This is a genomic window from Dietzia sp. IBK-p2-15D (assembly GCF_057773105.1).
The window spans coordinates 209,039-235,145 of the sequence record NZ_JBYMTK010000003.1 but is presented as its reverse complement, the minus strand read 5'-3'; the positions used below and the strand labels follow the sequence as shown (position 1 = coordinate 235,145).

General features: G+C 72.0%; 24 protein-coding genes. All 24 read right to left on the bottom strand.

The window, feature by feature from the left end:
- Position 1: 1 nt before the first annotated feature.
- A complete protein-coding gene (gene uvrC / locus AC3DEV_RS06355) occupies positions 2-2,113 on the bottom strand; it encodes an excinuclease ABC subunit UvrC (protein WP_488371603.1) in 2,112 nt (703 codons plus the stop codon).
- 6 nt (positions 2,114-2,119) lie between these two features.
- On the bottom strand, positions 2,120-2,593 hold the full coding sequence (locus AC3DEV_RS06350; RefSeq protein WP_283464537.1) for a PH domain-containing protein: 474 nt from the start codon (positions 2,591-2,593) through the stop codon (positions 2,120-2,122).
- Entirely contained in the window at positions 2,590-3,066 is a 477-nt protein-coding gene (gene ribH / locus AC3DEV_RS06345; RefSeq protein WP_488371602.1) for a 6,7-dimethyl-8-ribityllumazine synthase, read from the bottom strand. Before ribH ends, AC3DEV_RS06350 begins: the two co-directional genes overlap by 4 nt.
- The gene (locus tag AC3DEV_RS06340; protein ID WP_488371601.1) at positions 3,063-4,337 is read right to left on the bottom strand and encodes a bifunctional 3,4-dihydroxy-2-butanone-4-phosphate synthase/GTP cyclohydrolase II; all 1,275 of its coding nucleotides are present in this window, start codon (positions 4,335-4,337) and stop codon (positions 3,063-3,065) included. Before AC3DEV_RS06340 ends, ribH begins: the two co-directional genes overlap by 4 nt.
- Positions 4,338-4,410: 73 nt before the next feature.
- Positions 4,411-5,034: a riboflavin synthase gene (locus tag AC3DEV_RS06335; RefSeq protein WP_488371600.1), complete on the bottom strand. Its 624-nt coding sequence runs from the start codon at positions 5,032-5,034 to the stop codon at positions 4,411-4,413.
- On the bottom strand, positions 5,034-6,200 hold the full coding sequence (gene ribD / locus AC3DEV_RS06330) for a bifunctional diaminohydroxyphosphoribosylaminopyrimidine deaminase/5-amino-6-(5-phosphoribosylamino)uracil reductase RibD (protein WP_488371599.1): 1,167 nt from the start codon (positions 6,198-6,200) through the stop codon (positions 5,034-5,036). The genes AC3DEV_RS06335 and ribD overlap by 1 nt, the downstream gene beginning before the upstream one ends.
- 11 nt (positions 6,201-6,211) lie before the next feature.
- The gene (gene rpe / locus AC3DEV_RS06325) at positions 6,212-6,880 is read right to left on the bottom strand and encodes a ribulose-phosphate 3-epimerase (protein ID WP_206473322.1); all 669 of its coding nucleotides are present in this window, start codon (positions 6,878-6,880) and stop codon (positions 6,212-6,214) included.
- Between the two features lie 66 nt (positions 6,881-6,946).
- Complete coding sequence (locus AC3DEV_RS06320; protein ID WP_472981408.1) at positions 6,947-7,861, bottom strand: alpha/beta hydrolase; 915 nt, start codon at positions 7,859-7,861, stop codon at positions 6,947-6,949.
- Entirely contained in the window at positions 7,854-9,371 is a 1,518-nt protein-coding gene (locus tag AC3DEV_RS06315; RefSeq protein ID WP_472981407.1) for an RsmB/NOP family class I SAM-dependent RNA methyltransferase, read from the bottom strand. The genes AC3DEV_RS06320 and AC3DEV_RS06315 overlap by 8 nt, the downstream gene beginning before the upstream one ends.
- On the bottom strand, positions 9,368-10,300 hold the full coding sequence (gene fmt, locus AC3DEV_RS06310) for a methionyl-tRNA formyltransferase (protein ID WP_069389340.1): 933 nt from the start codon (positions 10,298-10,300) through the stop codon (positions 9,368-9,370). The genes AC3DEV_RS06315 and fmt overlap by 4 nt, the downstream gene beginning before the upstream one ends.
- 3 nt (positions 10,301-10,303) lie before the next feature.
- Positions 10,304-10,858, bottom strand: coding sequence for a peptide deformylase (def, locus tag AC3DEV_RS06305; protein ID WP_488371598.1), 555 nt, complete (start codon positions 10,856-10,858; stop codon positions 10,304-10,306).
- Positions 10,859-10,960: 102 nt separating this feature from the next.
- Positions 10,961-13,006: a primosomal protein N' gene (locus AC3DEV_RS06300; RefSeq protein ID WP_488371597.1), complete on the bottom strand. Its 2,046-nt coding sequence runs from the start codon at positions 13,004-13,006 to the stop codon at positions 10,961-10,963.
- 44 nt (positions 13,007-13,050) lie between these two features.
- Positions 13,051-14,280, bottom strand: a complete 1,230-nt coding sequence (metK, locus tag AC3DEV_RS06295) for a methionine adenosyltransferase (protein WP_096905429.1) — start codon at positions 14,278-14,280, stop codon at positions 13,051-13,053.
- A 42-nt stretch (positions 14,281-14,322) separates the two neighbouring features.
- On the bottom strand, positions 14,323-15,603 hold the full coding sequence (gene coaBC / locus AC3DEV_RS06290) for a bifunctional phosphopantothenoylcysteine decarboxylase/phosphopantothenate--cysteine ligase CoaBC (protein ID WP_488371596.1): 1,281 nt from the start codon (positions 15,601-15,603) through the stop codon (positions 14,323-14,325).
- Positions 15,600-15,884 carry a DNA-directed RNA polymerase subunit omega gene (rpoZ, locus tag AC3DEV_RS06285; protein WP_061228655.1) on the bottom strand — a complete coding sequence of 95 codons (285 nt, stop codon included), beginning with the start codon at positions 15,882-15,884 and terminating at the stop codon, positions 15,600-15,602. The genes coaBC and rpoZ overlap by 4 nt, the downstream gene beginning before the upstream one ends.
- A 72-nt stretch (positions 15,885-15,956) precedes the next feature.
- Positions 15,957-16,559 carry a guanylate kinase gene (gmk, locus tag AC3DEV_RS06280; RefSeq protein ID WP_096905428.1) on the bottom strand — a complete coding sequence of 201 codons (603 nt, stop codon included), beginning with the start codon at positions 16,557-16,559 and terminating at the stop codon, positions 15,957-15,959.
- 7 nt (positions 16,560-16,566) lie between these two features.
- Entirely contained in the window at positions 16,567-16,890 is a 324-nt protein-coding gene (gene mihF, locus AC3DEV_RS06275) for an integration host factor, actinobacterial type (RefSeq protein WP_007631925.1), read from the bottom strand.
- Between the two features lie 412 nt (positions 16,891-17,302).
- Complete coding sequence (gene pyrF / locus AC3DEV_RS06270) at positions 17,303-18,154, bottom strand: orotidine-5'-phosphate decarboxylase (RefSeq protein WP_488371595.1); 852 nt, start codon at positions 18,152-18,154, stop codon at positions 17,303-17,305.
- Positions 18,151-21,513, bottom strand: coding sequence for a carbamoyl-phosphate synthase large subunit (carB, locus tag AC3DEV_RS06265; protein ID WP_488371594.1), 3,363 nt, complete (start codon positions 21,511-21,513; stop codon positions 18,151-18,153). The genes pyrF and carB overlap by 4 nt, the downstream gene beginning before the upstream one ends.
- Positions 21,513-22,721: a glutamine-hydrolyzing carbamoyl-phosphate synthase small subunit gene (carA, locus tag AC3DEV_RS06260; protein ID WP_488371593.1), complete on the bottom strand. Its 1,209-nt coding sequence runs from the start codon at positions 22,719-22,721 to the stop codon at positions 21,513-21,515. Before carA ends, carB begins: the two co-directional genes overlap by 1 nt.
- Positions 22,718-23,266 (bottom strand): PH-like domain-containing protein, encoded by a 549-nt coding sequence (locus AC3DEV_RS06255; protein WP_154827523.1) that lies wholly within the window; start codon positions 23,264-23,266, stop codon positions 22,718-22,720. Before AC3DEV_RS06255 ends, carA begins: the two co-directional genes overlap by 4 nt.
- Complete coding sequence (locus tag AC3DEV_RS06250) at positions 23,263-24,588, bottom strand: dihydroorotase (protein ID WP_488371592.1); 1,326 nt, start codon at positions 24,586-24,588, stop codon at positions 23,263-23,265. Before AC3DEV_RS06250 ends, AC3DEV_RS06255 begins: the two co-directional genes overlap by 4 nt.
- Positions 24,585-25,526 carry an aspartate carbamoyltransferase catalytic subunit gene (locus AC3DEV_RS06245; protein WP_067717943.1) on the bottom strand — a complete coding sequence of 314 codons (942 nt, stop codon included), beginning with the start codon at positions 25,524-25,526 and terminating at the stop codon, positions 24,585-24,587. Before AC3DEV_RS06245 ends, AC3DEV_RS06250 begins: the two co-directional genes overlap by 4 nt.
- Complete coding sequence (pyrR, locus tag AC3DEV_RS06240) at positions 25,523-26,107, bottom strand: bifunctional pyr operon transcriptional regulator/uracil phosphoribosyltransferase PyrR (RefSeq protein WP_067717941.1); 585 nt, start codon at positions 26,105-26,107, stop codon at positions 25,523-25,525. Before pyrR ends, AC3DEV_RS06245 begins: the two co-directional genes overlap by 4 nt.

Here is a 26,107-nt window from a genome sequence, read left to right as displayed (position 1 = left end):
CTCACCTCGTGTCATCGGTCAGTCCCCGGTCGGTCTGTCCCTGGTCGGTCTGTCCCTGGTCGGTCTGTCCCCGGTCGGGCTGCCCGCCCGAGTCTCCCACGTCGGCGGCGGCCGCGTCCGCGGGCTCGGCACCACCGAGGGTCGCCCGGATCGCGGCGGCGACCCCCGGGCCGATCCCCGGCACGGCGCACAGCTCGTCCGTGCTCGCGGCGCGCAGTGCGGACACGGTCGGGAACGTCTCCACCAACGCGGCTCGTCGGGTGGGTCCGAGGCCGGGGACGTCGTCGAGCACGGAGGCCGTCATCCGCCTGGACCGCGCGCCCCGGTGGGCGCGGATGGCGAACCGATGGGCTTCGTCGCGGAGCCGCTGGAGCAGGAACAGCCCCTCCCCGTGGCGCGGGAAGATCACGGGGTACTCCTCTCCCGGGAGCCAGATCTCCTCGAGTCGCTTGGCGATCCCGATCACCGGTACGTCGGTGACCCCCAGCTCGGAGAGGACCTCGGCGGCCGCCTCGACCTGGGGCCGACCACCGTCGACGACGAAGAGCTGTGGCGGGTAGGCGAACCGGCGGGCCGCGGGGGCGGCGCCCCTCGTGCCCGCGTCGTCGTCGACCGGCCCGTCGACCTCGTCCGGGGTGACGGAGGGGTCCTCGTGGTGACGCCGGAAGCGACGACGCGTGACCTCGGCGATGCTGCCGACGTCGTCGGAGTGGCCGTCACCCGCGGCGTCGCGGATGCGGTAGAGCCGGTAGTCGCTCTTGCGCGGGATACCGTCCTCGAAGACCACGAGGGAGGCCATGACGTCGGTGCCCTGGGTGTGGGAGATGTCCACGCACTCGATGCGCAGGGGCGCCGAGTCCAGCTCGAGGGTCTCCTGGATCTCCTGGAGCGCCGCGGAGCGGGCGGTGAGGTCGCCGCTGCGCCGGAGTTTGTGCTGCGTCAGGGCCTCGACGGCGTTGCGGTGGACCGTCTCCGCCAGGGCCCGCTTGTCACCCCGCTGGGGCACCCGGAGCGACACACGGGAGCCGCGCAGCGCCGAGAGCCAGTCCGCGAGCTCGTCCGCGTCCTCGGGAAGGGCGGGCACCAGCACCTCGCGGGGTACGGCAGCCGAGATGTCGCCGGATTCGGCCGCCTCGGCGAGGTCGGCCTCTCCCCCGTAGAACTGCGCGAGATAGTCGGAGACGACCCCGGGCACGGCACGGGCCGCGTCGAACTCGCCGTCGGCGTCGACGCCGTGGGCGTGTTCGACCACCCAGCCGCGCTGACCGCGGATGCGGCCCCCGCGCACGTGGAACACCTGGACGGAGACCTGCAGTTCGTCGACCTCGACGCCCACCACGTCGGCGTCGGTGCCGTCACCCAGCACGACGGCCTGCTTCTCCATCGCACGCCGCATGGCGCCGAGGTCGTCACGCAGCCGCGCGGCCCGTTCGAAGTCGAGGTCCGCGGAGGCCTCGAGCATCCGCTTCTCGATGCGGCGCATGATCGCATCGGTACGTCCGGCCAGGAAGTCGATGAGCTCGCCCACGATCACACGGTGCTCGTCCGGGGTCACCCGTCCGATGCAGGGGGCGGCGCACTTGTCGATGTATCCGAGCAGACAGGGCCTGCCGAGCTGCGCCTGCCGCTTGAACACCCCGGCGGAGCACGAGCGGACGGGGAACACCCGCTGCAGAGTGTCGAGGGTGTCGCGGATGGCCCACGCGTGTGAGTAGGGCCCGAAGTAGCGGGTCCCCGGGCGCCGGGGTCCCCGGTAGACGAAGGCACGGGGGAACTCCTCCCCCACGGTGACCGCCAGCATCGGATACGTCTTGTCGTCGCGGTACCGGACGTTGAACCGGGGGTCGTACTTCTTGATCCACGTGTACTCGAGCTGGAGCGCCTCGACCTCGGTGGACACGACCGTCCACTGCACGCCGGCCGCGGCGAGGACCATCCGCCGGGTACGGGGGTGGAGGAGGGACAGGTCCGCGAAGTACGAGCTCAGCCGGCTCCGGAGGTTCTTCGCCTTGCCGACGTAGATGACGCGCCCGTGCTCGTCACGGAAGCGGTAGACCCCCGGCTCCGTCGGGATCGAGCCGGGGGCCGGGCGGTAGGTTCGCGGATCGGCCACGGCGGGTCAGCGGTCGGCGACGGTCTCGGGATCGGCGGCCGAGGGCTTGTGGGTGCGGACGGCCTCGCGCAGGCGCGCCATGCCGTCGATCCCGTGCTGGCCGTCGATGGACTGGATAGCCCAGATCCCCGCGTGCTCGTAGGCCGGGAGTTCGAGCCGGGGCCAGTAGCTGGAGCGCGGGAACGTCAGCCCGACGACGTCGTCCCAGCCCCAGGTCCGGACGCGCAGCGGCCCGCGGAGCTCGACGCCCTGCTGCCCGACCCGGACGCGGATCCGCAGGAGGGTCAGCAGCACCCCGGCGAAGATGAACCCGATCACCACGAAGGCGAACTGATCGGCGATCCCGATCGTCACCCCGGTGTCACCGCGGACGAGGATCACCGCCCACACCACGTGGACGATGACGATGAGCACCGCCACGGCGATCGCGGTGGTGCGCATCCGACGGGGCCGGTGCTCGAACTCCCAGTTCTCGATCATCGACCGGTCCTCAGGTCGCGCAGGGCGATGGCGGCGCCGAGCACGGCGGCGACGGCCTCTCCCCCCTTGTCCTCGGAGGCACCCTCGTGGCCGTCGCGGTCTCGGGCCTGGCCCTCGTTCTCGGTGGTGAGCACCCCGTGGGCGACAGGGGTGGCCTCGTCGAGGGCGATCCGGGTGAGCCCGTCGGTCACCGAGCGACAGACGTAGTCGAAGTGCGGGGTCGCACCCCGGATCACCACGCCGAGCGCCACGACGGCGTCATGGGTCCGTGCGAGTTCCTGGGCCACCACCGGCAGCTCCACGGCCCCGGTCACGCGGGCCAGGGTCACCACCGCGCCGGAGGCCTCGGCGACGGCTAGGGCCCGGTCCACCAGTCGGGTGCAGATCTCCTGGTGCCAGGTGGAGGCCACCACCCCGAGCCGCAGCCCGCGGGCGTCGGGGATCACCAGCTCCGGTCTACCGCTACCGCTCATCGCTGATCCTCTCCGTCCACGTCCACGTCCGCGCCGGCCGGGCCGGCGGGTCCCTCGTCGAGCCCCTCGAGCAGGTGGCCCATCCGGTCGCGCTTGGTGCGCAGGTACCGCAGGTTCTCGGGCGTGACCGCCGTCGGCATGGGCACCCGGGCCACCACCTCCACGCCACCGGCGCGCAGGGCGTCGGCCTTGGCGGGGTTGTTGGTCATCAGTCGTACCCGGGTCACTCCGAGGTCGCGCAGCATCTGTGCGGCCAGGCTGAAGTCGCGGGCGTCGGCGGGCAGGCCCAGGTCGAGATTGGCGTCGACGGTGTCGCGTCCGGAGTCCTGCAGTTGGTAGGCGCGCAGTTTCTGCACCAGGCCGATCCCCCGGCCCTCGTGCCCACGCATGTACAGCACGACCCCGCGCCCCTCCTCGCACACCGCGGCGACGGCAGCGTCGAGTTGCGGGCCGCAGTCACAGCGCAGCGAGTGGAACACGTCGCCGGTCAGGCACTCGGAGTGGATGCGGACGGAGACCGGGTCGTCCCCCGAGATGTCGCCGGCCACCATGGCCACGTGTTCGACTCCCTGGAGGGTGTCGCGGTACCCGTGGGCGGTCATGGTCCCGGCCGGCGTGGGGATCCGGGCGGCGACCTCGTGCACCACCTGGACCTCGTTCGCGCGGCGCCACGCCTGGAGCGCCTCGATGGTGATCATCGCCAGCCCGTGCTCGTCGGCGAACCGCCGGAGTTCGGGGGTGCGCGCCATGGTCGTGGGGTCGTCCTCGGAGACGATCTCGCAGATGACGCCCGCCGGGCGCAGACCGGCCAACCGGGCGAGGTCGACGGCGGACTCGGTGTGGCCGGGCCGGGTGAGCACGCCGCCGGGCCGGGCGCGCAGGGGCACCACGTGGCCGGGCCGGGTGAAGTCGCCGGGCACGGTGTCGTCGGCGGCGAGCAGCCTCGCGGTGCGGGCGCGGTCGGCGGCCGAGATGCCGGTGGAGACCCCCGTGCGCGCGTCGACCGTCACGGTGTACGCGGTGTCGTGGCGGTCCTCGTTGATGGCGCGCATGGGCGGCAGGTCCAGCCGAAGGCAGTCCTCCGCCTCGAGCGCGACGCACACGTAACCGGAGGAGTACCGCACGAGGAAGCCCATCAGCTCGGGCGTCGCGAGTTCGGCGGCGAAGATCAGGTCGCCCTCGTTCTCGCGGTCCTCACTGTCCACCACCACGACGGCCCGTCCCGCCGCGATGTCGGCGATGGCTCGCTCGATGCCGTCAAAGGTGGTCACTGCTGCGGGTTCTCCTAGGTCTGGCGGGCCCGGGCGGAGGCCGCGGGCGCGGGCTCAAGTATGGCGCATCGGGTCAGTGGGACCCCCCACCGCGTCCGCCCAGCAGCCGCTCGACGTACTTGGCCAGCACGTCGACCTCCAGGTTGACGGGGTCGCCCGCGCTCAGTCCCCCGAGGATCGTGTCGGCGAGCGTCGTGGGGATGAGGGACACCTCGAACCACGGCTCCGGCTCGTCCGCGGCACTGACCGCCGAGACCGTCAGCGAGGTCCCGGAGACGGTGATCGACCCCTTTTCGACCACGTACCGGGCGAGGTCACCCGGCAGCGAGATGCGTACTACGTGCCAGTGCTCGTGCTCGTCGCGGCTGATCACGTGGCCTGTGCCGTCGACGTGGCCCTGGACGATGTGACCGCCGAACCGGGCGTCCGCGCGCATGGCGCGTTCCAGGTTGACGGGGTCGCCCGGTGACAGTGCACCGAGTGCGGTCCGCTCGAGCGACTCGGCCATCACGTCCACGTCGAAGTACTCCCCCGGCTCCCACCCGGTGACGGTCAGGCACACCCCGTTGACGGCGATCGAGTCACCGTGGTGGGCGTCCGAGGTGACCAGGGGCCCCCGTATGCGCAGGCGCGCGGAGTCGCCGGTCGTCTCGACCGAGTCGAGGGTTCCGATCTCCTCCACGATTCCGGTGAACATCAGCGGGGTCCTCTCGTCGGTGCGGTCGGTGTGGTCAGTGAGTCCGATGCGGCCGGTGTGGGCGCGGTGGCGGGTCGTGTCAAGCGCAGGTGGACGTCGTCGCCGAGGACGGTGGTCCCTCGGATCCGGAAACCGTGGGCGGCCGCGAGCGTGTCCACCCCGGCTCCGGAGACCGCCGACCGCCCGGCGCCGAGCACCAGGGGCGCGAGGTACGCGTCGATCTCGTCGACGAGTCCGGCGGCGAGGAACGCCCCCGCCAGCCTGGGGCCGCCCTCGACGAGGACGTGGGAGACCTCGCCGAGAAGTCCCAGCGCCTCGGCGGGATCGCGGGTGGCCAGGTGTCGGAACCGGCCGTCGGTGCCGCGCACCGTCGCGTCCGCGGGCACGGGGCTCAGCCCCATCACCGCCCGGAGGGGCTGGCGGGGGGCGGGCCGGCCGTCGTCGGTGCGGGCGGTCAGCGCGGGGTCGTCGGCGCGCAACGTTCCGGTGCCGACGACGAGGGCGTCGATCTCCTGCCGTCTGGCGTGGGCGTGGCGGCGCGAAACCGGCCCGGTGATCCACTTGCTCGACCCGTCCGCGGCCGCGACCCTGCCGTCCAGGCTCGCCGCGTACTTCCAGGTGACGAGAGGTCGGCCGTGGTCCTGACGGTGGAGCCACGCCCTCAGCGGGCCGCTGCGGGCGGCGCCCACCTCGTCGTCGTCGGCTCGTGCCACCTCGACCCCCTCCCGCCGCAGGGTCCCGGCTCCGCCGGAGGCCACCGGATTGGGGTCGGACACCGCGTAGACCACGCGGGCGAGCCCGGCGTCGACGATGCGGGCGGAGCACGGTCCGGTGCGCCCGTGGTGGTCACACGGCTCGAGGGTGACCGCGATCGTCCCCCCGCGCGCGCGGTCCCCGGCGGAGTCCAGCGCCACCACCTCGGCGTGCCGTCCGCCCGGGGCCTCGGTCGCGCCGATGCCCACGACCTCACCGGCCGCGTCGAGGACCACCGCACCGACCGGCGGGTTGGGGGTGCACACCCCCAGCGCGGAGGCGGACACGGCGATCGCCCGGGCCAGGGCGTCCCGCTCGCGACGACGGACGGCGGTGTCGGCCCCGCCCGTCGCTGACACCCCGGGCCCGTTCGGCACCCCGGGCCCGTTCGGACCCTGTGGCACGTCCGGCATGTCCGGCACCGTCACGCCCGCGCGGCGAGGGCCCCGGAGCGCAGGGTCCCGATCATCGCGTCGGGATCCGGGGCACCGTAGACGGCCGAACCGGCCACGAACACGTCGCACCCCGCCGCCGCGCACTCGGCGATCGTCCCCGCGTCGATGCCACCGTCGATCTGGATGTGCACGTCGAGGCCACGGCGGTCTATCTCGGCGCGCAGCGTGCGGACCTTGTCCAACACCCCGGGCATGAACTTCTGGCCGCCGAAGCCTGGCTCGACACTCATCACCAGGACCAGGTCCACGTGGTCGAGCAGGTCGAGGTACGGCTCGACGGCGGTCCCGGGCTTGATGGAGATACCCGCCTTGCACCCCTTGGCGTGCAGCAGGTCGGCGACGGCCTTCGGGTCGTCGGTGGCCTCCACGTGGAAGGTGACGTTGAACGCGCCGGCGTCCACGTAGTCACCGACCCAGCGCGCCGGGTCGGTGATCATGAGATGGCAGTCCATCGGCTTGTCCGTGACCTTCCCGACCGCCTTCGCGACCGGCGCACCGAAGGACAGGTTGGGCACGAAGTGACCGTCCATGACGTCCACGTGGATCCAGTCGGCGGACGGGATGCGCTCGATCTCGCGGTCCAGACGGGCGAAGTCGGCGGACAGGATCGACGGCGCGATGAGCGGCTGGTACGACATGACGACCAGTCTAGGCGGGCCCGTCCGGGCTGCTCCGCCGACATGGGACGGCGGCCCACGGACCGGTCAGTCGACGGAGCCGGTGACCGAGGTCAGGAACTCGAGCTGGTCGGCGACGATGCGCTCGAAGTGCGGCTCGACGTAGGGGTCGAAGTGCTCGCACGGGTACTCCAGGTACAGGCCGCCCGGAATCCGCTCCGCGGCCCGACGCGCGGTCGCCGCGGGGGTGATGGCGTCCTCCGTCGCGATCTGCACCAGCGTCGGGCAGGTGATCCGCCGCGTGTGCCGCATCGGCGAGTAGAAGCCGATCCGTGCCAGGATCCGTGCCGCGACGTCGTCGCGGAATTCACTGCGGAATAGCCCCGAGTCGGCCGCGAGCCGATCCACCGCGGGATCGGCGTCCGGACTCGTCATGACCGCCGTGTCCCCCGGTCGTCCGACGAGACGCACGTACCGGGGTTCGCGACGCCGGAGCGAGCGCCACAGGTCGTCGAGGATGGCCGGGCCGAGTCGGAGCGCCGCGGCGAGCCCCGTCGCCCGGACCGCGGCCGGACCGCTCACGTGGGGGACCTGGGCGATGACTCCCGCCAGCCGCTCCCCCGTGCCGGCGAGGGTGAGGACGTGACCTCCAGAGAACGACGTGCCCCACGCGATGACGCGATCCGGATCGACGCCGGGCAGCGACCGGGTGAAGGCCAGCGCGGACCGCCAGTCGTCGAGTTGGCGGCCGATGTCGAGGAGTTGCCGGGGTTGTCCGTCGCTGGCTCCGAAATGCCGGTAGTCGAAGACCACCACGACGAAGCCCGCGTCCCGGAATCGCTCGGCGTACGCGGGTAGGCGCAGGTCCCGGATGCACCCGAAGCCGTGTGCCATGACGATGGCAGGTGCCGGGCTCGCAGGGCCGTCCGACGGCGCGTCCGGGCGATAGACCCAGGCCGAGCACCGAACCCCGTGCGAGCTGAACTGCGCATCCTCACGCATCGTGACCCCGTCGTAGTGCCGCCATGAACATCGCGTCTGTGCCGTGCCGGTGCGGCCACAGCTGCACCCACGGGCCGTCGCCCAGTCCGTCGACCGGACGGCCGACCACCTCCGCGAGGATGTCACGCACGTCGAGGAGTTCGACGTCGTCACGCCGGGCGGCTTCGCGGATGACCGACACTGTCTCCGAGAGGTGGGGCGAGCAGGTCGCGTACAGCACCACCCCGCCCGGTCGGACCAGACGCAGGGCCGACTCGAGGAGTTCGCGCTGGAGCGTGACCAGGCCCGGGATGTCGGCGGCGGTCTTGCGCCACCGCGCCTCGGGTCGACGGCGGAGTGCGCCGAGGCCGGAACACGGGGCGTCGAGTAATACCCTGTCGAACCCCGGCTCCAGACCCGGGTCGCGTCCGTCTGCCGTGTGCACGGTCACCGGCAGGTCCTTGGTCGCGCCGCGGACCAGGTCGGCGCGGTGCTCGGAGATCTCCACCCCGGTGAGCGTCGCCTGCTCGATCTCCGCCAGCGCGCCCAGCAGGACCGCCTTACCGCCGGGCCCCGCGGCGAGATCGAGCCACCTCCCGGAGTCCGGACCGGTCAGGGGGGCGCGGGCGGCGGCCAGCGCCACGAGCTGGCTGCCCTCGTCCTGGACCGCCGCGAGCCCTTCTCGTACGGCGTCGAGCGTTCCGGGGTCCCCGGAGTCCAGGTGGACCGCGTACGGGGACAGCTCACCCTCCGTACCGCCGGTGATCAGTGCCAGTTCCTCGCCCGTGATTGCACCGGGGCGGGCGGCCAGGTGGACCTTCGGCCGGGCGTCGTCGGCGGCGAGCAACTCGGGAAGCTCTCCGGCGGCGGCGCCGAGCGAGTCCGCGAACGCTCGGGCGATCCACTCCGGGTGCGCGGTGCCGATGGCCATCCGGGCCACGGGGTCGGTCACACCGTCGCGCAGCGCGTCGACCCAGGAGTCGAGGTCGCGGGCGGCGACCTTGCGGAGGACCGCGTTGACGAACCCGCCCGCCCGGCCCAGGCCGGCGGTGCGCGCGGCCTCGACGGCGGTGTCGACGGCGGCGTGCGCACCGATCCGGGTGAACAGCAGCTGGTAGGCGCCCAGCCGCACGAGATCGAGGACCGGCGGATCGATCTCCTCGACGGGCCGGGACGCCGCGAGCACGATCACCCGGTCGAGCAGTCCCTGTGCGCGGAGCGTGCCGTAGGTCAACTCCGTGGCCAGCGCCGCGTCGCGTGTGTCCAGCTTGGCGCGGCGCAGTTCCGCCGGCAGGGCCAGGTTGGCGTAGGCGGCGCGTTCCCGCACGGCCGCCATGACCGCCAGCGCGACGGTCCTGGCGTCGGGACGGGGCTGCTTCTGCTGCTTCTGCTGTTTCTGCGGACGGGAGTCCGGACGTCGCCGGCGGTCCGACTGCGGGCGGTTTCCTCCACCGCTCTTCGGGCGTCCCTGTCCGCCCCCGCGGCGGGAATCGGGCCCCTGTCCGCGGCCCTGTCGGTCGTCGGCGCTCACTCGAACACCGCGCCCTCGTCGAGGCGGGCGCCGCGCACCCAGTCCAGTGCGTTCATCATCTTCTTGCCGGGGGGCTGGATGGTCTCGATCGCCATCGGTACCGTCGCGGTGCCCACGAGGAACGACCGCTTGTCCCACGAGATGAGGCCGGGCCCGAGGTCCGTGGGTGGATCCTCGGCAGGGCGGGCCGAGCCGATCTTCACCCGTTCGCCGCCGAGGGTCGTCCAGGCCCCCGGCGCCGGGGTGACCGACCGGATGTGCCGGTCGACGGCCAGGGCGGGATCACTCCATCGCACCCGCGCGTCGTCGACCGTGAGCTTCGGTGCATGGGAGGCGCCGTCGGCCGGTTGGGGAACAGCGCGGAGCTCTCCCGTCTCGATCCCGTCCAGTGTCGCCGCCAGCAGCCCGGCGCCGGACACGGCGAGTCGGCCGAGCAGGTCACCGGCCGTGTCGCGGGGCCGGACGGTCTCGGTCATCGTCCCCAGCACCGGGCCGGTGTCCATGCCCTCGTCCAGCAGGAACGTCGTCGCGCCGGTGACCTCGTCACCGGCGGCGACGGCGGCGTTGACCGGGGCGGCCCCCCGCCATGCGGGGAGCAGGGAGAAGTGCAGGTTGATCCACCCGTGGGTGGGGATGTCGAGGACGGGGCGCGGAACGAGGTGGCCGTAGGCGACCACCGGCACCGCGTCGGGTGCCAGCGCGCGCAGTCGCTCCGCGAACTCGGGGTCGCGGGCGTTCGGCGGGGTGAGGACCTCGATGCCCGCGGCGCAGGCCGCGGCCGCCACGGGGCTGCGGGACAGTCCCCGACCGCGGCCGGTGCGGGCGTCGGGACGCGAGACGACGGCGACGACCTCGTGACGGTCACTGTCGAGCAGCGCCTGCAGGGACGGGACGGCGACCTCCGGGGTGCCGGCGAAGACGAGACGCACTTCTCACCTCACCGCCATCGCGTCGGAGAGCGTGTCGTAGATGACGCCGCCGCTGACCGCGGCGCTGCCGAACCAGCTGGCCGAGCGGACCTCGGCCATCGCCTCGCGTCGGCGCTCCGGGGTGAGGCGTTGCAGGAACAGCACCCCGTCCAGGTGGTCGGTCTCATGCTGGACGGCGCGGGCGAGGATGTCCTCGGCCTCGAAGCTGACGGGCTCGCCGTGCACGTCGACTCCGCGGGCCCGGACGCGGGCGAACCGCTCCGTGGGCAGTGAGATCCCGGGGATGGACAGGCAGCCCTCGTTGACGTGGGTCTTCTCCTCGCCGATCGGCTCCCACTCGGGATTGACCAGGTGACCCTCCCGCCCGCCGCAGCTGTAGACGAACACGCGGGTGGACAACCCGATCTGGGGCGCCGCGAGCCCGGCGCCCTCCTCGTGCGCGACGGTGTCCATGAGGTCCGCCACGGTGCGTGCCAGCCTGTCGTCGAAGGAGGTGACGGGGTCGGCGGGGGTCCGGAGGACCGGGTCGCCGAAGAGCCGGACGGGATGGACGGACATGCGTATCGGGTCTCCTGGCAGGCGTCGGTGCTGAACGGCCATTCTAGGCGCTCCGTCGGCGTGCGCCGTCGTCGGCGGTCGGCCGGACGCACGGCGGGGCGGTCAACCGATGTGGACGGGGTCCAGACGAACCCGGACCGAGTGGCTGTGGCGGCGTCCGGAGCGCCGGAGGACCAGTGCCCGGAGCTCTGCCGCGACCTCGGCGAGGACGGGCGGGGGCACCCGGAACAGCACACGCTCCGGGTCCTCCACCTCGTCATGACCAGGGAGCTCCTCCCCGGCGGGCAGATCCACCGGACCCAGTACCTCGACACGGTCCGTGAGGCGGAAGTCCTCGAGGACCTCGGCGAGCGCGGCGGCCGGCCCGTCGACCGCGATCATGTGCACCGCCGGCGGGAACCCGACCTCGGCGCGGTCCGCGAGTTCGCGCTCCGCCCAGCCCTGCGGATCCCACCGGACCAGCGCCTGGGCGACCGCGGACTCGGATTCGGCGGACAGGAACACCCTGCCCCCCTCGTCGGCGGGACGGACGAGACCGGCCGCCCCGATCCACAGGCGCAGGGCGTGCTGGACGGCCCGCAGGTCGGGTCGGCCGAGAAGCGCCCACGAGTCCAGGAGCAGTGCGGCCCCGTACCCGCCCTCGGCGACGGGTTCCGCTCCCGGGGTGGTCACGATGATCGCCGGGCTCGCCGGCACGGTGTCCAGGATCTCCCCTCCCCCGCTCGTGCGGATCCGGACACCGGGGAACATCCGGCCCAGCTCTTCCGCGGTGCGGCCTGCCCCCACCACCCCGGCCCGCAGCGCCCGCGATCCGCAGGCCACGCAGCGGAAGCTCGGCTCAGGGGCCCCGCACCACCCGCACGCCAGCTCCACCGGTCCGTGGACCTCGTCCATCCGCCCGGCGCGGAGCGGGCCGTTGCACCGGCGACACCGCGCCGGGGTCCGGCACGACCCACACAGCAGCGTGGGGATGTACCCCTTGCGGGGCACCTGTACGAGGACCGGGGCGTCCACGTCGATCGCTTCCCGGGCCATCGTCAAGGCCACGGCGGGCAACCGCGTGCGACCCCCCGCCACATCGCGGGCCTGCACAGGGTCGGCGTCGGTCACGGCGACCACGCGGGGCGCGAGCTCGCGGGTCAGTCCGGGGCGCGGGCGGATCTCGTGTGCCCACCCGGAGCGGACGTACTCGGCGACCTCGGGGGTCCGGTCCACCGACGACAGCAACAGGGGTACCCCCTCGAGGGCCGATCGCTGCGCGGCGACGTCACGCGTGTGGGGGTACGGGGCGCGCGGCTCGACGAACGAGTCGTCCCCGTCGTCGTGCAGCACGATGAGCCCGAGCTCGGGCAGGGGGGCGAAGACCGCGCTCCGGGTGCCCACGACGATCCGGGCGTGGCCGCGGATCGCCCGCAACCAGCGTCGGTACCGGGCGGACGGCCCGACCCCGGCGGACAGATCCGTGACGAGGTCCCGACCGGCCGCGCCGCCGCCGACGACCTCGCGACAGGCCGCGGTGAGGCGGTCGACGTCCCGCTGGTCTGGGACGATCAGGAGGACCTGGAGTCCACGACGACGCAGTGAGTCGGCGAGGGTCGCCAGGGCACCGGCCCAGTCCCGTCCCGGCGGGACCGTCCACACCCCGCGGGCGGGGACGGCGCCGGTCGCGGCCTCGAGGAACCTCGCGACCATCGGGTGGTCGCCCCACCCCTCCGGCATCTCTACCGGCCCCACCGACACCCCCAGAGGCGGCCCCGGCTCGGGAACGGACTTCTCGGCGGCGGCGTGGCGCGGCGGGATCGCCAACCGGATCACGTCCGAGCGCATACCCACCCACCGCCGTGCGACCAGGTCGACCAACCGGAGCACGTCCGGGGTGAGGACGGGCTCGGGTGACACGACCCGCTCAAGCCAGGCGAGTTCCCCCTGGTGATCGGTCTGCGCGCGCCGCTCGACGAGGAAACCGTCGACCAGCCGCCCGGCGAACCTCACCCGCACCCGCACCCCCGGGACCGCCTCGGCGGAGAGGGACTCGGGGACCAGGTAGTCGAACTCCCGGTCGAGATGGAAGACCCCGAGCAACGGCAGGACCCGGGCCACGGGGGCATCGGCCGCCGCGACCCGGGTCGCTGGGCGCGTGGTGGTCACGTCCGGAATACTCGCACCCCGCTACGACACACGGGGTGACGGCGTCAGAGTCCGGCGGCCTGCTTGAGTTCGTCGACGCGGTCGGTGCGCTCCCAGGGCAGGTCGATGTCGGTGCGGCCGAAGTGTCCGTAGGCGGCCGTGGGGGCGTAGATCGGACGCTTGAGGTCCAGGTCGCGGATGATCGCACCGGGCCGCAGGTCGAACACCTCGGTCACCGCCTGCTGGAGCCGGTCGATGTCGACCTTCTCGGTGCCGAACGCCTCGACGAACAGTCCGACCGGGGCGGCCTTGCCGATGGCGTAGGCGACCTGGACCTCGACGCGCTCGGCCAGGCCGGCGGCGACGATGTTCTTGGCGACCCAGCGCATGGCGTAGGCGGCGGAGCGGTCCACCTTCGACGGGTCCTTGCCGGAGAACGCGCCGCCACCGTGGCGGGCCATGCCGCCGTAGGTGTCGACGATGATCTTGCGTCCGGTCAGGCCGGCGTCGCCCATCGGGCCGCCGAGCACGAACCGGCCGGTCGGGTTGACCAGCAGTCGGAAGTCGGCGGTGTCGATCCCACCGGCGGCCTCGGCCAGGACCGGGTCGATCACGTGCTGCGTGAGGTCGTCGCGCAGGGTGGTCTCCAGGTCGATGCCGTCGGCGTGCTGGGTGGAGATGACGATGGTGTCCAGTCGGACCGCGCGGTCGCCGTCGTACTCGATGGTGACCTGGGTCTTGCCGTCCGGGCGCAGGTAGGCCAGCGTGCCGTCCTTGCGCACCTCGGTCAGCCGCCGCGAGAGGCGGTGGGCCAGCGCGATGGGCAGTGGCATGAGCTCGGGGGTGTCCGAGCAGGCGTAGCCGAACATCAGGCCCTGGTCGCCGGCACCCTGGCGGGCGATGGCGTCCTCGACCGAGTCGGTGGAGGTGCGGGCCTCGTGGGAGGTGTCCACGCCCTGGGCGATCTCCGGCGACTGCTGCCCGATCGAGATCGACACGCCGCAGGAGACGCCGTCGAAACCCTTGTCCGAGGAGTCGTAACCGATCTCGACGATCTTGTCGCGGATGAGCTGCGGGATCTCCACGTAACCGGTGGTCTTGACCTCGCCGGCCACGTGGACCATGCCGGTGGTGACCATCGTCTCCACGGCCACCCGGGCCGCCGGGTCCTGCTCCAGCATCGCGTCCAGGATCGAATCTGAGATCGCGTCACAGATCTTGTCCGGATGCCCCTCGGTCACGGACTCGCTGGTGAACAGCCGACGTGCCTGCGTCACAGTGGTTCTCTCTTCCATGGTGGGATCGCGTGTGATCGTTGCCGATCGCGTGGGGACAGACTAGTCGGTGCGGTCTGCGTCACTCCGCCCGGTCCGCCCGCGAGCGATCCCCACGATCGCGTCGAGTAGACGGTCGGCCAGGAGGTCCTTGCTGGCGCGCTCGAGGGCCGTCTCGCCGCCGCCCGAGTCGAGGATCCAGCCGCCGTTGACGTCCTGTCCGAAGGTGGTGTCCCGTCCCACCTCGTTGACGACGAGGAGGTCGCACCCCTTCCGGGCGAGCTTGGCGCGGCCGTGCTCGAGGACCGTGCCCGACGCGTCCCCGGTCTCGGCGGCGAAACCCACGAGCACGCAGTCGGCCGGGACGTCCCCCGCCGCACGCGCGGAGACCAGGTCGGCGAGGATGTCCGGGTTCCGCCGGAGGCGGATCTCCGCGGGCTCCGATCCGCTGCCCTTCTTGAGCTTGGAGTCGGAGACGTCGGTGGGCCGGAAGTCGGCGACGGCGGCGGCCTTGACGACCACGTCCGCCCGGGCCGCTGCGCGCAGGGTCTGCTCCCGCAGTTCGAGGGCGGACTCGATGTGGACGACCTCGACGGCGGGCGGGGTCGGCAGATCGGAGGACGTCACCAGGGTCACCCTGGCACCCCGGGCAGCGGCCACCGCGGCGATCGCGTGGCCCTGCTTGCCCGAGCTGCGGTTACCGAGGAAGCGCACGGGGTCGATCTCCTCACGGGTACCTCCGGAGGTGACGACGATGCGCTTGTCGGCGAGGTCCCACGGCAGTGATCCGCCGTCGAGGAGGAGCCGGGCCAACCGCGCGATGTCGGCGGGCTCCGGTAGACGCCCCGCGCCGGTGTCGGCGCCGGTGAGCCGGCCGGACGCCGGCGGCATGACGTAGATGCCGTCGCCCCGGAGGGTGTCGACGTTGCGACGCGTCGCGGGGTGCTCCCACATCTCGGTGTGCATGGCCGGGGCGAGGAGCACCGGGCACCGCGCGGTGAGGAGTGTGGAGGTGAGGAGATCGTCGGCGCGCCCGCTCGCCGCGCGGGCCAGCAGGTCCGCGGTGGCGGGAGCGACGACGACGAGGTCCGCCCGTTGCCCGAGGGCGACGTGGCGGACCGAGGGCACGTCCGAGAACACCCCGGTGGAGACCGGGTTCCCGGACAGCGCCTCGAAGGTGGCGGACCCGACGAATCGCAGGGCCGCCTCTGTGGGGACGACGTCGACGTGGCATCCGGACTCGGTGAGCAACCGGATGAGGCCACATGCTTTGTAGGCGGCGATCCCGCCGCCGACTCCGACGACGACGCGCGGGCCGCGCATGTCGTCCCCGGAGGGGCTCACTCGCCCTCGGCGCAATCGAGCAGGTCGGAGTGCAGCTCACGCAGCGCGATGGTCAGGGGCTTCTCGTGCAGCCCCGGGTCGACCAGCGGGCCGACGTACTCGAGGATGCCCTCCTCGATCTGGTTGTAGTACGAGTTGATCTGGCGCGCCCGCTTGGCGGCGAAGATCACGAGTGCGTACTTCGAGGACGCCCGCTCGAGCAGCTCGTCGATCGGGGGGTTCGTGATGCCGATCGGGGTGTCGTACAGCGGGGTGGCCGCTGCGGCTTCGGTGGTGGCCACTATGGGTTCTCCTCTGGGGTACTGCCTGGGGTCGGTGTCGTCGATGACACCCTGGTGACGCTGGGCTCGCCGCTAGTCGCGGCCGACCAGCAATGATACCAACTCGTCCACGGCCTTTTCGAGTTCGTCGTTGACGACGACCTCGTCGAACTCTCCGCGGGCCTCCATCTCGACCTTCGCGGTCTCGAGTCGGCGGCCCACCACGTCCTGCGGTTCGGTGCCCCGGCCACGCAGCCGGACCTCGAGTTCCTCCCACGACGGCGGGGCGAGGAACACGGTCCTGCCCTCCGGGATCGACTCGCGGATCTGGCGCACCCCGGCGAGGTCCACCTCGATGAGGACCGGTCGTCCCGCCTCGAGCGCGCGGTGCACCGGATCGGCGGGGGTCCCGGAGAGCTGCAGGCCGCGGTGGATCTCCGCCCACTCCAACATCCGACCCTCGGATACCGCTTTCCGGAAGTCCTCGGTGGACACGAAGTAGTAGTCGCGGCCGTCGACCTCCCCGGGCCTCGGGTCCCGTGTGGTCATCGACACGCTGAAGTAGAGGTCGGGGACGCACTCGCGGAGACGGGCGACGACGGTTGATTTCCCGACGGCGGAGGGGCCGGCCAAGACGATCAGCCGGCCCCTCTTCGCCGTCGTCTCCGGGGTGGCCCCGGATGACGGTGTGTTCATGCGTCGATCAGTCGACCGTGAAGTCGAACCGCTCGAGCAGTGCGCGACGCTGGCGGTCACCGAGACCACGCAGACGACGCGTCGGCGCGATCTCGAGCTCGGTCATGATCTCCTGAGCCTTGACCTTGCCGACCTTGGGCAGGGCCTCGAGCAGCGCCGAGACCTTCATCTTGCCGAGGATCTCGTCGCTCTCGGCATCCTTGAGCACCTGCTTGAGGTCGGTGCCGCCACGCTTCAGGCGCTCCTTGAGCTCAGCCCGGGCGCGACGGGCGGCAGCCGCCTTCTCCAGAGCAGCAGCGCGCTGCTCATCGGTCAACTGGGGAAGGGCCACAATTCCTCCGTCTCGTTCGTGTGTGTCTCATGACTCACGCGGATGTCCACCGTAGGACACCCCCGCCTGGTGTGCGGTGACCGGCCCCGGCGCGTCCGCGGGCTGCGGAACACCTCCGGGAGCGGGCGCTCCCTCGTGTTCACCGTACCCGGGCGGTTCCGCCGCCCCCGAGGGGGACTTCCACGGCTCCGGGCCTGATGACCTCAGCAACAGTACGCGGCCGACCGGCCGGGTACCAGACGGGGTCCCGCTGTGGCACCCCGTCTGATCTGCGCATTGACGGTTCGAGGTTGTATGGCACCCTAGCGCCGCCCGTCCGGGGGCGCGACGCGAACCGCCCGATTCCCGCGAGCCCGGCTCCGGGCGGCCGTCACCGGTGGGACGCCGGTACACCCGTGTGGAACGCGGTGACTCAGGAGTCGTCGGAGAACCTGTACTGTGCGGCGAGTTCGACGACCGTCGCGCGCATCGCGTCGACGTCCGGCCCGGCGCGCAGCACGTGCCGCGAGACGTTGACCAGGGTGAGCGGGAGCGCGGGCCCGGCGATCCTGCGGACGTCGGCGAGGGTGCCGCCCTGCTCCCCCACCCCGGGCATGAGGACCGGGCCGGAGAGCTCGTCGAGCCTCGGGGGGTCGGTCACCGTCGCCCCGACGACCACGCCGAAGGACCCCGGTGCATCATCCCCGGCGCCCGCGTTCCGGAGGGCCACCTCGTCGACGACGGACTGGGCGACCGTGCCGGTGGGGCCCGCCGAGCCCTGCAGGGGCCCGGCCTCGGGGTTGGAGGTCCGGGCGAGCACGAACAGGCCCCGACCGGTCTCGGCGGCCATCTCGAAGGCGGGCTCGAGTGCCCCCACCCCGAGATACGGCGACACCGTGAGCGCGTCGCAGGCGAGGGGTGAGCCGTCGCGGAGCCACGCCCTCGCGTACCCCGCCATCGTGGACCCGATGTCCCCCCGCTTGGCGTCGGCCACCGACAGGGCGCCTGCCTGCCCCACGGCGGCCAGGACCTCCTCGAGCACGGCGAGCCCGGTCGATCCGTATTCCTCGAAGAACGCGACCTGGGGCTTGACCGCGGGCACCAGGTCCGCGAACGCGTCCAGCGACCGACGGGAGAACTCCGCGACGCCGTTCGCGTCCGTCCCGAGCCCCCATGAGCGGAGCAGTGCGGGGTGGGGATCGATCCCCACGCACAGGTTGCCCCTCTCGGTGATGGCGGAGCGGAGCCGCCGACCGAAGGGGGCCCGGGTGTCGGAACCGGTCATCGCGCGGCGAGTCCCGAGTGCAGTTGCTGCAGCGGGCTCACGCCGACATCCCCGCGACGCATCGCCTCGATGCCGTGTACCGCGGCCGTGGCGCCCTGGACGGTGGTGATGCACGGGACCCGGCGCGAGATCGCGGACGACCGGATCTCGTGCCCGTCGGCCCGGGTACCCCCGGTCGAGGAGGCGATGTTGAGGATGAGGTCCACCTCATCGGCGTTGATGCGGTCGACGATCGTCCGGACAGGGTTGCCATCGGCGTCCACCGGGCCGGTGCCGGACTCGGTGAGCTTGGCGACCGTCTCGCAGGCGATCCCGTACCGGCGCAGCATGAGCGCGGTGCCCTCGGTGGCCAGCACCGTGAACCCGAGCGCGGCGAGCCGCTGCGCCGGGAACACCATCGAGCGCTTGTCCCGGTTGGCGACCGAGACGAACGCCGTCCCCGAGGTGGGCAGCACCCCCTCTGCCGCGAGCTGGGCCTTGGCGAAGGCGACGGCGAAGTCGGGGCCGATCCCCATGACCTCACCGGTGGACTTCATCTCGGGGCTGAGCAGGGAGTCGACGGTGTCGCCGGCCGGGGTGCGGAAGCGGTTGAACGGCAGGACCGCCTCCTTGACGGCGACGGGGGCGTCCGCGGGCAGGGACCCGCCGTCGCGGTCGGACGGGAGCAGACCGTCGGCACGCAGCTCGGCGATGGACTCGCCCATCATGATCCGCGCACAGGCCTTCGCCAGGTGGACGCCGGTGGCCTTCGAGACGAACGGCACCGTGCGGCTGGCACGGGGGTTGGCCTCGAGCACGTAGAGGATGTCGTCCTTGATGGCGTACTGGACGTTCATCAGTCCCTTGACCCCGATGCCGAAGGCGAGGGCCTCGCTCGAGCGCCGGACACGGTCGATGTCGTCCTGGCCGAGGGTGATGGGCGGCAGCGCACACGCCGAGTCGCCGGAGTGCACGCCGGCCTCCTCGATGTGCTCCATGACGCCGCCGAGGTAGACCTCCGTGCCGTCGCACAGGACGTCGACATCGATCTCCACGGCGTCGTCCAGGAACCGGTCGACCAGCACGGGGCGATCGGGGCTGATCTCGGTGGCACGGCCGATGTACGACCGCAGGGCGGACTCGTCGTAGACGATCTCCATTCCCCGGCCACCGAGGACGTACGAGGGGCGGACGAGCACCGGGTACCCGATGTCGGCCGCGATCGTCGTGGCCTCCTCGGCGTTGATCGCGGTGCCGAACGCCGGCGCGGGCAGGCCGGCCCTGGCCAACACCTCGCCGAACTCGCGACGGTTCTCCGCGAGGTCGATGGCGGACGGGCTGGTGCCCACGATCGGCACCCCGGCGTCCTCGAGCTGCGCGGCCAGACCCAGCGGGGTCTGTCCACCCAGCTGGACCAGGACGCCCGCCACGGTGCCCGACTCGGACTCGGCGTGGTAGACCTCCATGACGTCCTCGAACGTCAGCGGCTCGAAGTACAGCCGGTCCGCGGTGTCGTAGTCCGTGGAGACCGTCTCGGGGTTGCAGTTGACCATGACGGTCTCGTAGCCGGCCTCCGACAGGGTCAGCGCGGCATGGACGCACGAGTAGTCGAACTCGATGCCCTGGCCGATCCGGTTGGGTCCGGAGCCCAGGATGATGACCTTTTCGCGCTCGGTCTGCGGGGTCACCTCGGACTCCGCGGAGGGATCGAGCTCGTATGTCGAGTAGTGGTAAGGGGTCTTGGCCTCGAACTCCGCGGCGCAGGTGTCGACGGTCTTGTACACCGGCCGGACACCGAGACGGTGGCGGAGTCGCTGCACGCCCTCGGCGCCGGCGAACTCCGGTCGCAGGGCGGCGATCTGGGCGTCGGACAGCCCGTTGTGCTTGGCGGTCCTCAGTAGCGATTCGTCGACGACGGGGGCGTCGACGATCTCGCGACGCAACTCGACGAGCGCGGCGACCTCGTCGACGAACCAGGGGTCGATCCCCGAGGCCTCGTGCACCTGCTCCACCGTCGCGCCCAGGCGCAGCGCGAGCTCGACGTCGTACATCCGTCCCTCGGTGGGGCGGCGCAGGTCGTCCAGGACGGCGGACAGGTCGGTCGAGCGGCCCGGCGCGATCACCTCGTCGGGCAGGGTCCAGAAGCCTGCGGCCTTGGTCTCCAGCGACCGCATGACCTTGCCGAGGGCCTCCCGGTAGTTGCGGCCCAGGCTCATCGCCTCACCGACGGACTTCATCGTGGTGGTGAGCGTGTCGTCCGCTTCGGGGAACTTCTCGAACGCGAACCGGGGGGCCTTGACGACGACGTAGTCGAGCGTCGGCTCGAAACAGGCCGGCGTCTCGCCGGTGATGTCGTTGGTGATCTCGTCGAGCGAGTACCCGATGGCGAGGCGGGCGGCGATCTTGGCGATCGGGAAGCCGGTCGCCTTGGACGCGAGGGCCGAGGACCGCGACACGCGCGGGTTCATCTCGATCACCACGAGGCGCCCGTCGACCGGGTTGATGGCGAACTGGATGTTGCACCCGCCGGTGTCCACGCCGACCTCACGGATGATCGCGATGCCGAGGTCACGCATGTTCTGGAACTCGCGGTCGGTGAGGGTCATCGAGGGGGCGACGGTGACGGAGTCGCCGGTGTGGACGCCGAGCGCGTCGACGTTCTCGATCGAGCAGACCACGACGACGTTGTCTTTGTTGTCGCGCATGAGCTCGAGTTCGAACTCCTTCCACCCGAGGATGGACTCCTCGATGAGGACGTTGGCGGTGGGCGAGGCCGAGAGCCCGCCGCCCGCGATCCGCTCGAGGTCCTCGGTGGTGAAGGCGAGACCCGACCCGAGCCCACCCATGGTGAACGACGGCCGGACCACGACGGGCAGCCCGAGTTCGGCGACGGTCGCGTGGACCTCCTCCATGGTGTGGCACACGGCGCTGCGGGCGGACTCGCCGCCCACGCTGGCCACGATGTCCTTGAAGGTCTGCCGGTCCTCGCCCCGGTTGATGGCGGGGATGTCGGCGCCGATGAGCTCCACGTCGTACTTGGCGAGGATGCCCTGGGCGTCGAGCTGCATGGCGGCGTTGAGGGCGGTCTGACCACCGAGGGTCGCCAGGACCGCGTCGACGGGATGGCCCTCGGCGGCCTCCTTGGCGAAGATCTTGTCGATGAACTCCGGGGTGATGGGTTCGACGTAGGTCGCGTCGGCGAACTCGGGGTCCGTCATGATCGTGGCCGGGTTGGAGTTGACCAGCGTCACGCGCAGGCCCTCCGACCGCAGGACGCGGCACGCCTGGGTCCCCGAGTAGTCGAACTCGCAGGCCTGGCCGATGACGATCGGCCCGGAGCCGATGACGAGGACGTGGTTGATGTCTGTGCGCCGGGGCATCAGTTCGAACCCTTTCTGGAGTCTGCGGAGCCGAGGTCGGAGGATTCGAGCAGGCTGACGAAGCGGTCGAAGAGGTCGGCCGCGTCGCGGGGGCCGGCGGCGGCCTCCGGGTGGTACTGGACCGAGAAGGCGCTGCCGTCGGTCAGGGCGACGCCCTCGACGGTGCCGTCGTTGGCACAGGTGTGGGTGACCGTCGCGGTCCCCCACGGTGTCTCCCAGGTGTCGGCCTCGGGGGCGCGGAGTGCGAACCCGTGGTTCTGGGAGGTGATGGCCACGGCGCCGGTGGCCTTCTCGATCACGGGGATGTTGGTCCCGCGGTGACCGAACTGCATCTTGTAGGTCTCCAGTCCCAGGGCACGGCCGAGGATCTGGTTGCCGAAGCAGATGCCGAAGAAGGGGATGCCCTGGCCGAGCACCTCCTTGGTGAGGTGGACGGCGGCGTCGGCGGTGGCGGGGTCGCCCGGCCCGTTGGACAGGAACACCCCGTCGACGTCGAGGTCGAGGACGTCCTGCAGGGTCGACCCGGCCGGGATGACGTGGACCCGGACGCCGCGCGCGGCGAGCATGCGGGGCGTGTTGGACTTGATCCCCAGGTCGAGGGCGGCCACCGAGAAGCGGGTCTCGCCCTCGGGCTCGACCGTGTAGGCGGTCTCGGTGGTCACCTCGTCGGACAGGGACGCCCCGGCCATGGACTCCTGCGCCCGGACGGTGGCCAGCATCGACTCGTCGTCGGTGAGGTCCGCGCCCGAGAAGACGCCGGCCTTCATGGCGCCCAGGTCCCTGATGTGGCGGACCACGGCACGGGTGTCGACCCCGGCGATGCCGACGATGCCCTGGGCGATCATCTCGGCCTCGAGAGTGCGCTGCGACCGGTAGTTGGAGGCCCGCCGGGAGAGATCGCGGATGACGAGACCGGAGACCCAGATCCGGCCGCCGCCGACCTGTCCGTCGAGGAGGGATTCGCCGTCCTCGCCGTTCCAGCCGGTGTTACCGATCTGGGGGGCGGTGGCCACGACGATCTGACGGCAGTAGGAGGGGTCGGTGAGGGTCTCCTGGTACCCCGACATGGCGGTGGTGAACACCGCTTCCCCCAGGGTGGTGCCGGTCGCACCGAAGGAGGTGCCGCGGTGGATGCGTCCGTCCTCGAGGACGAGCGCGGCGGGCTGCGGGGCCCCCTGCGGCGCGGGCGTGTGGCTGTGCGGTGTCACTGGTTCTCCTCGGTGGTGGAGCTGGAGTCGGTGGGCGTGTCGGAGGGGTCGGCGTCTCCGCGCAGCGCCTCCCAGCGGGGGTAGGTGTCCTTGTCGTCGGCTCGGAAACCGGAGTCGACGAGCGTTCGGCCGTCGGTGCCCGTCACCTGCCAGCGCGCGACGAGGATGCCGCCGCCGGGCACGGTCTTGTTGGCCAGCGCGGAGGCGCGGCGTACGTCGACGAGGTCGGTGCGGGGGATCCACACGACGGCGTCGGCCAACTCAAGGCGTATCCCGCCGGTGTGGGCGGTCAGGGTGCCGGCCGAGCGGTGGCCGAGGGGCGGCCGGGCGATCCGGGCCTGCCAGTCCCCCGCGATGGTGCTGCCGATGTAGACACCGGTCAGCGGTCCCAGGACGATCTCGCCCGGGTCGGCGGGCGGGGTGGGGAGCTCGTCGAAGAGCCCGGCCTGGGACCGGCTACGGTTCCGCCATCCCAGCGTCATCAGGCCGATCAGCGTGAGCAGCACGGCGATGACGATGATGACGGTCCAGTAGTCCTGGGTCATGCGAGTACCTCTCCGTCGCGGGTGGTCAGGCGGCCCCGGTACACGGTGCCGACGACCCTGGCCGCGAATGTCATTCCCTCGTAGGGGGTGTTGGCGGACAGACTTGCGAGCGCGTCACCGACGACGGTCCACGGGGAGTCGGGGTCGACGACGACAAGGTTCGCGGGCTCCCCTACGGCGATCGGTCGCCCCTGGTCCGACAGGCCGGCGATCTCGGCGGGCCGGGTGCTCATGACACGGGCGAGGTCCCGCCAGGTCATGTCCCCGGTCTCGACCAGCAGGGCGGCGACGATCGGCAGGGCGGTCTCGAGTCCGAGCATGCCCGGCCGGGCGGCGGCGAACTCGCAGCACTTCTCCTGCGCGGCGTGGGGGGCGTGGTCGGTGGCGACGCAGTCGATCACACCGGCCCTCAGCGCCTCGCGCAGCGCGAGGGTGTCGTGTGCCTCGCGCAGTGGCGGATTGACCCGGTAGACGCCGTCGTAGGTCTCGAGACGGGAGTCGTCGAGGAGCAGGTGGTGCGGGGTGACCTCGGCGGTGATCGAGATCCCCTGGTCCTTGGCCCACCGCAGCAGCTCGACGGTGCCGGTCGTGGAGGCGTGGCAGATGTGCACGCGGGCGCCGGCGTCGCGGGCCAGGATCGCGTCGCGGGCGACGATCGACTCCTCCGCCGACCGCGGCCATCCGGTCAGTCCCAGGCGTGCGGCGTTGGGCCCCTCGTGGGCCACGGCGCCGCCGGTCAGTCGGGGTTCCTCGGCGTGCTGGGCGATGAGGACGCCCAATCCGGCCGAGTACTCCAGGGCACGACGCATCACCAGCGGGTCGTAGACGCACATCCCGTCGTCGGAGAACACCCTGACGCGGGCCTCCCCCGCGGCCATCTGCCCCATCTCGGTGAGCTGCTCACCCTTGAGACCCACGGTGACGGCGCCGACGGGGTGCACGTCGCACAGTCCGACCTCGCGGCCGATCCGCCAGACCGAGTCGGTCACCGTCTGGTTGTCCTGCGGGGGCTGGGTGTTGGCCATGGCGAACACCGCCGTGTACCCCCCGCGGGCCGCGGCGGCCGAACCCGAGGCGATGGTCTCGGTGTCCTCGCGACCGGGTTCGCGGAGGTGGGTGTGCAGGTCGACGAACCCCGGCAGCAGCACGGCGCCGTCCGGATCGAGGACCTCGGTGTCCGTCGCGGACAGGTCCACGGACTCGCCCGCGTCCGGACCGATCGCGGCGATGACGCCGTCGCGGACGAGGACGTCGACCGGGTCGCCTTCGCCGTAGGGACGCACCCGCCGTAGCAACAGTGTCGGTGTGTGGGGGGCGCTCACTCGGGGGTTCCTTCCGCCGTGACGAGAGTGTGGAGCAGTACCGACATGCGCACGTGCACGCCGTTGGTGACCTGCTGGAGGATCGCGGAGGACGGCGCGTCGGCGGTGTCGAAGCCGATCTCCATCCCACGGACCATCGGACCCGGGTGCAGGACCACGACGTCGTCGCGGAGCCGGGCGGCGCGCGTCGGCCCGAGCCCGTAGCGCACCGCGTATTCGCGGGCGGACGGGAAGAACCCACCGTTCATCCGCTCGGCCTGGACGCGCAGCATCATGACGGCGTCCGCACCGTCCAACTCCGCGTCGAGGTCGGTCGACGCGCGGACCGGCCAGCCGTCGACGCCCACCGGGAGCAGGGTCGGCGGGGCGACGAGGACCACCTCGGCGCCCAACGTGGACAGCAACAGGGCATTGGACCGGGCGACGCGCGAGTGCAGGATGTCCCCGACGATCACCACCCGGCGTCCGTCTATCCCGCCGAGGCGTTCCCGCAGTGTCATGGCGTCGAGCAGGGCCTGGGTGGGGTGCTCGTGCATCCCGTCACCGGCGTTGATGACCGACGGGCCGACGCCGCCCGGCGCGACCCACCCGGCTATCTGCTGAGCCGACCCCGAGGCCGGGTGGCGCACGATGAGGGCGTCCGCGCCGATGGCGGTCAGGGTGAGGGCCGTGTCGCGGAGCGACTCGCCCTTCTGGACCGAGGAGGCGCTGGCGGAGACGTTGATGACGTCCGCGCTCATCCACTTGCCGGCCGTCTCGAACGACACGCGCGTGCGGGTGGAGTTCTCGTAGAACACGGTGAGGACGGTCTTGCCCCGCAGTGTCGGCAGCTTGCGGACCTCGCGACCGAGGAGCGTCTCCTTGAGTCGCTCCGCCTCGTCGAGGATGGACAGGGCCGAGTCGCGGTCGAGGTCGGCGGCCGAGAGCAGATGCTTCATCTCGTCCTCTCCGCGTCCGGACGCCGCAGGACCACGGCGTCGACCCCGTCGACCTCGGTGAGCCGGACGGACACTCCCTCGTCGCGGGAGGTGGGGACGTTCTTGCCCACGTAGTCGGCCCGGATCGGCAGTTCACGATGCCCGCGGTCGACCAGCACGGCGAGCTGGACACGCGCCGGTCGTCCGAGGTCGCGCAGGGCGTCGAACGCCGCCCGGATGGTGCGGCCCGAGAACAGGACGTCATCCACGAGGATCACCGTCGCGCCGTCGATCCCGGCCGATGGGACCCGCGTGGGGTTCATCGGCCGGTGCGGGCCTCCGGCGAGGTCGTCGCGGTAGAGCGTGACGTCGAGGGCCCCGGCGTGGACGTCCGCGCCGCTGAATTCACGGATCCTCTCGGCGAGTCGGGCCGCGAGCGGCACCCCGCGGGTGGGGATCCCCAACAGCACCACGGGGCCCGAGTCGGGCGCGTCCGCAGCGGTGCGTTCGATGATTTGATGTGCCAGGCGGGACACCGTCCTGGCGACGTCGTCGGACGTGAAGAGTGACACCGAGTTCTCTTGCGAACCGTCAGCGCTCAC

What these genes read in the sequence shown, in the direction of transcription:
- ribD (WP_488371599.1), bottom strand. Translation starts at nt 6,200, where the DNA reads ATGCCGGACGTGCCACAGGGTCCGAACGGGCCCGGGGTGCCGAACGGG.
- AC3DEV_RS06255 (WP_154827523.1), bottom strand. Translation starts at nt 23,266, where the DNA reads ATGACCCAGGACTACTGGACCGTCATCATCGTCATCGCCGTGCTGCTC.
- AC3DEV_RS06320 (WP_472981408.1), bottom strand. Translation starts at nt 7,861, where the DNA reads ATGCGTGAGGATGCGCAGTTCAGCTCGCACGGGGTTCGGTGCTCGGCC.
- gmk (WP_096905428.1), bottom strand. Translation starts at nt 16,559, where the DNA reads ATGAACACACCGTCATCCGGGGCCACCCCGGAGACGACGGCGAAGAGG.
- AC3DEV_RS06335 (WP_488371600.1), bottom strand. Translation starts at nt 5,034, where the DNA reads ATGTTCACCGGAATCGTGGAGGAGATCGGAACCCTCGACTCGGTCGAG.
- pyrF (WP_488371595.1), bottom strand. Translation starts at nt 18,154, where the DNA reads ATGACCGGTTCCGACACCCGGGCCCCCTTCGGTCGGCGGCTCCGCTCC.
- AC3DEV_RS06245 (WP_067717943.1), bottom strand. Translation starts at nt 25,526, where the DNA reads ATGAAGCATCTGCTCTCGGCCGCCGACCTCGACCGCGACTCGGCCCTG.
- ribH (WP_488371602.1), bottom strand. Translation starts at nt 3,066, where the DNA reads ATGAGCGGTAGCGGTAGACCGGAGCTGGTGATCCCCGACGCCCGCGGG.
- AC3DEV_RS06350 (WP_283464537.1), bottom strand. Translation starts at nt 2,593, where the DNA reads ATGATCGAGAACTGGGAGTTCGAGCACCGGCCCCGTCGGATGCGCACC.
- rpe (WP_206473322.1), bottom strand. Translation starts at nt 6,880, where the DNA reads ATGTCGTACCAGCCGCTCATCGCGCCGTCGATCCTGTCCGCCGACTTC.
- def (WP_488371598.1), bottom strand. Translation starts at nt 10,858, where the DNA reads ATGTCCGTCCATCCCGTCCGGCTCTTCGGCGACCCGGTCCTCCGGACC.
- carB (WP_488371594.1), bottom strand. Translation starts at nt 21,513, where the DNA reads ATGCCCCGGCGCACAGACATCAACCACGTCCTCGTCATCGGCTCCGGG.
- metK (WP_096905429.1), bottom strand. Translation starts at nt 14,280, where the DNA reads ATGGAAGAGAGAACCACTGTGACGCAGGCACGTCGGCTGTTCACCAGC.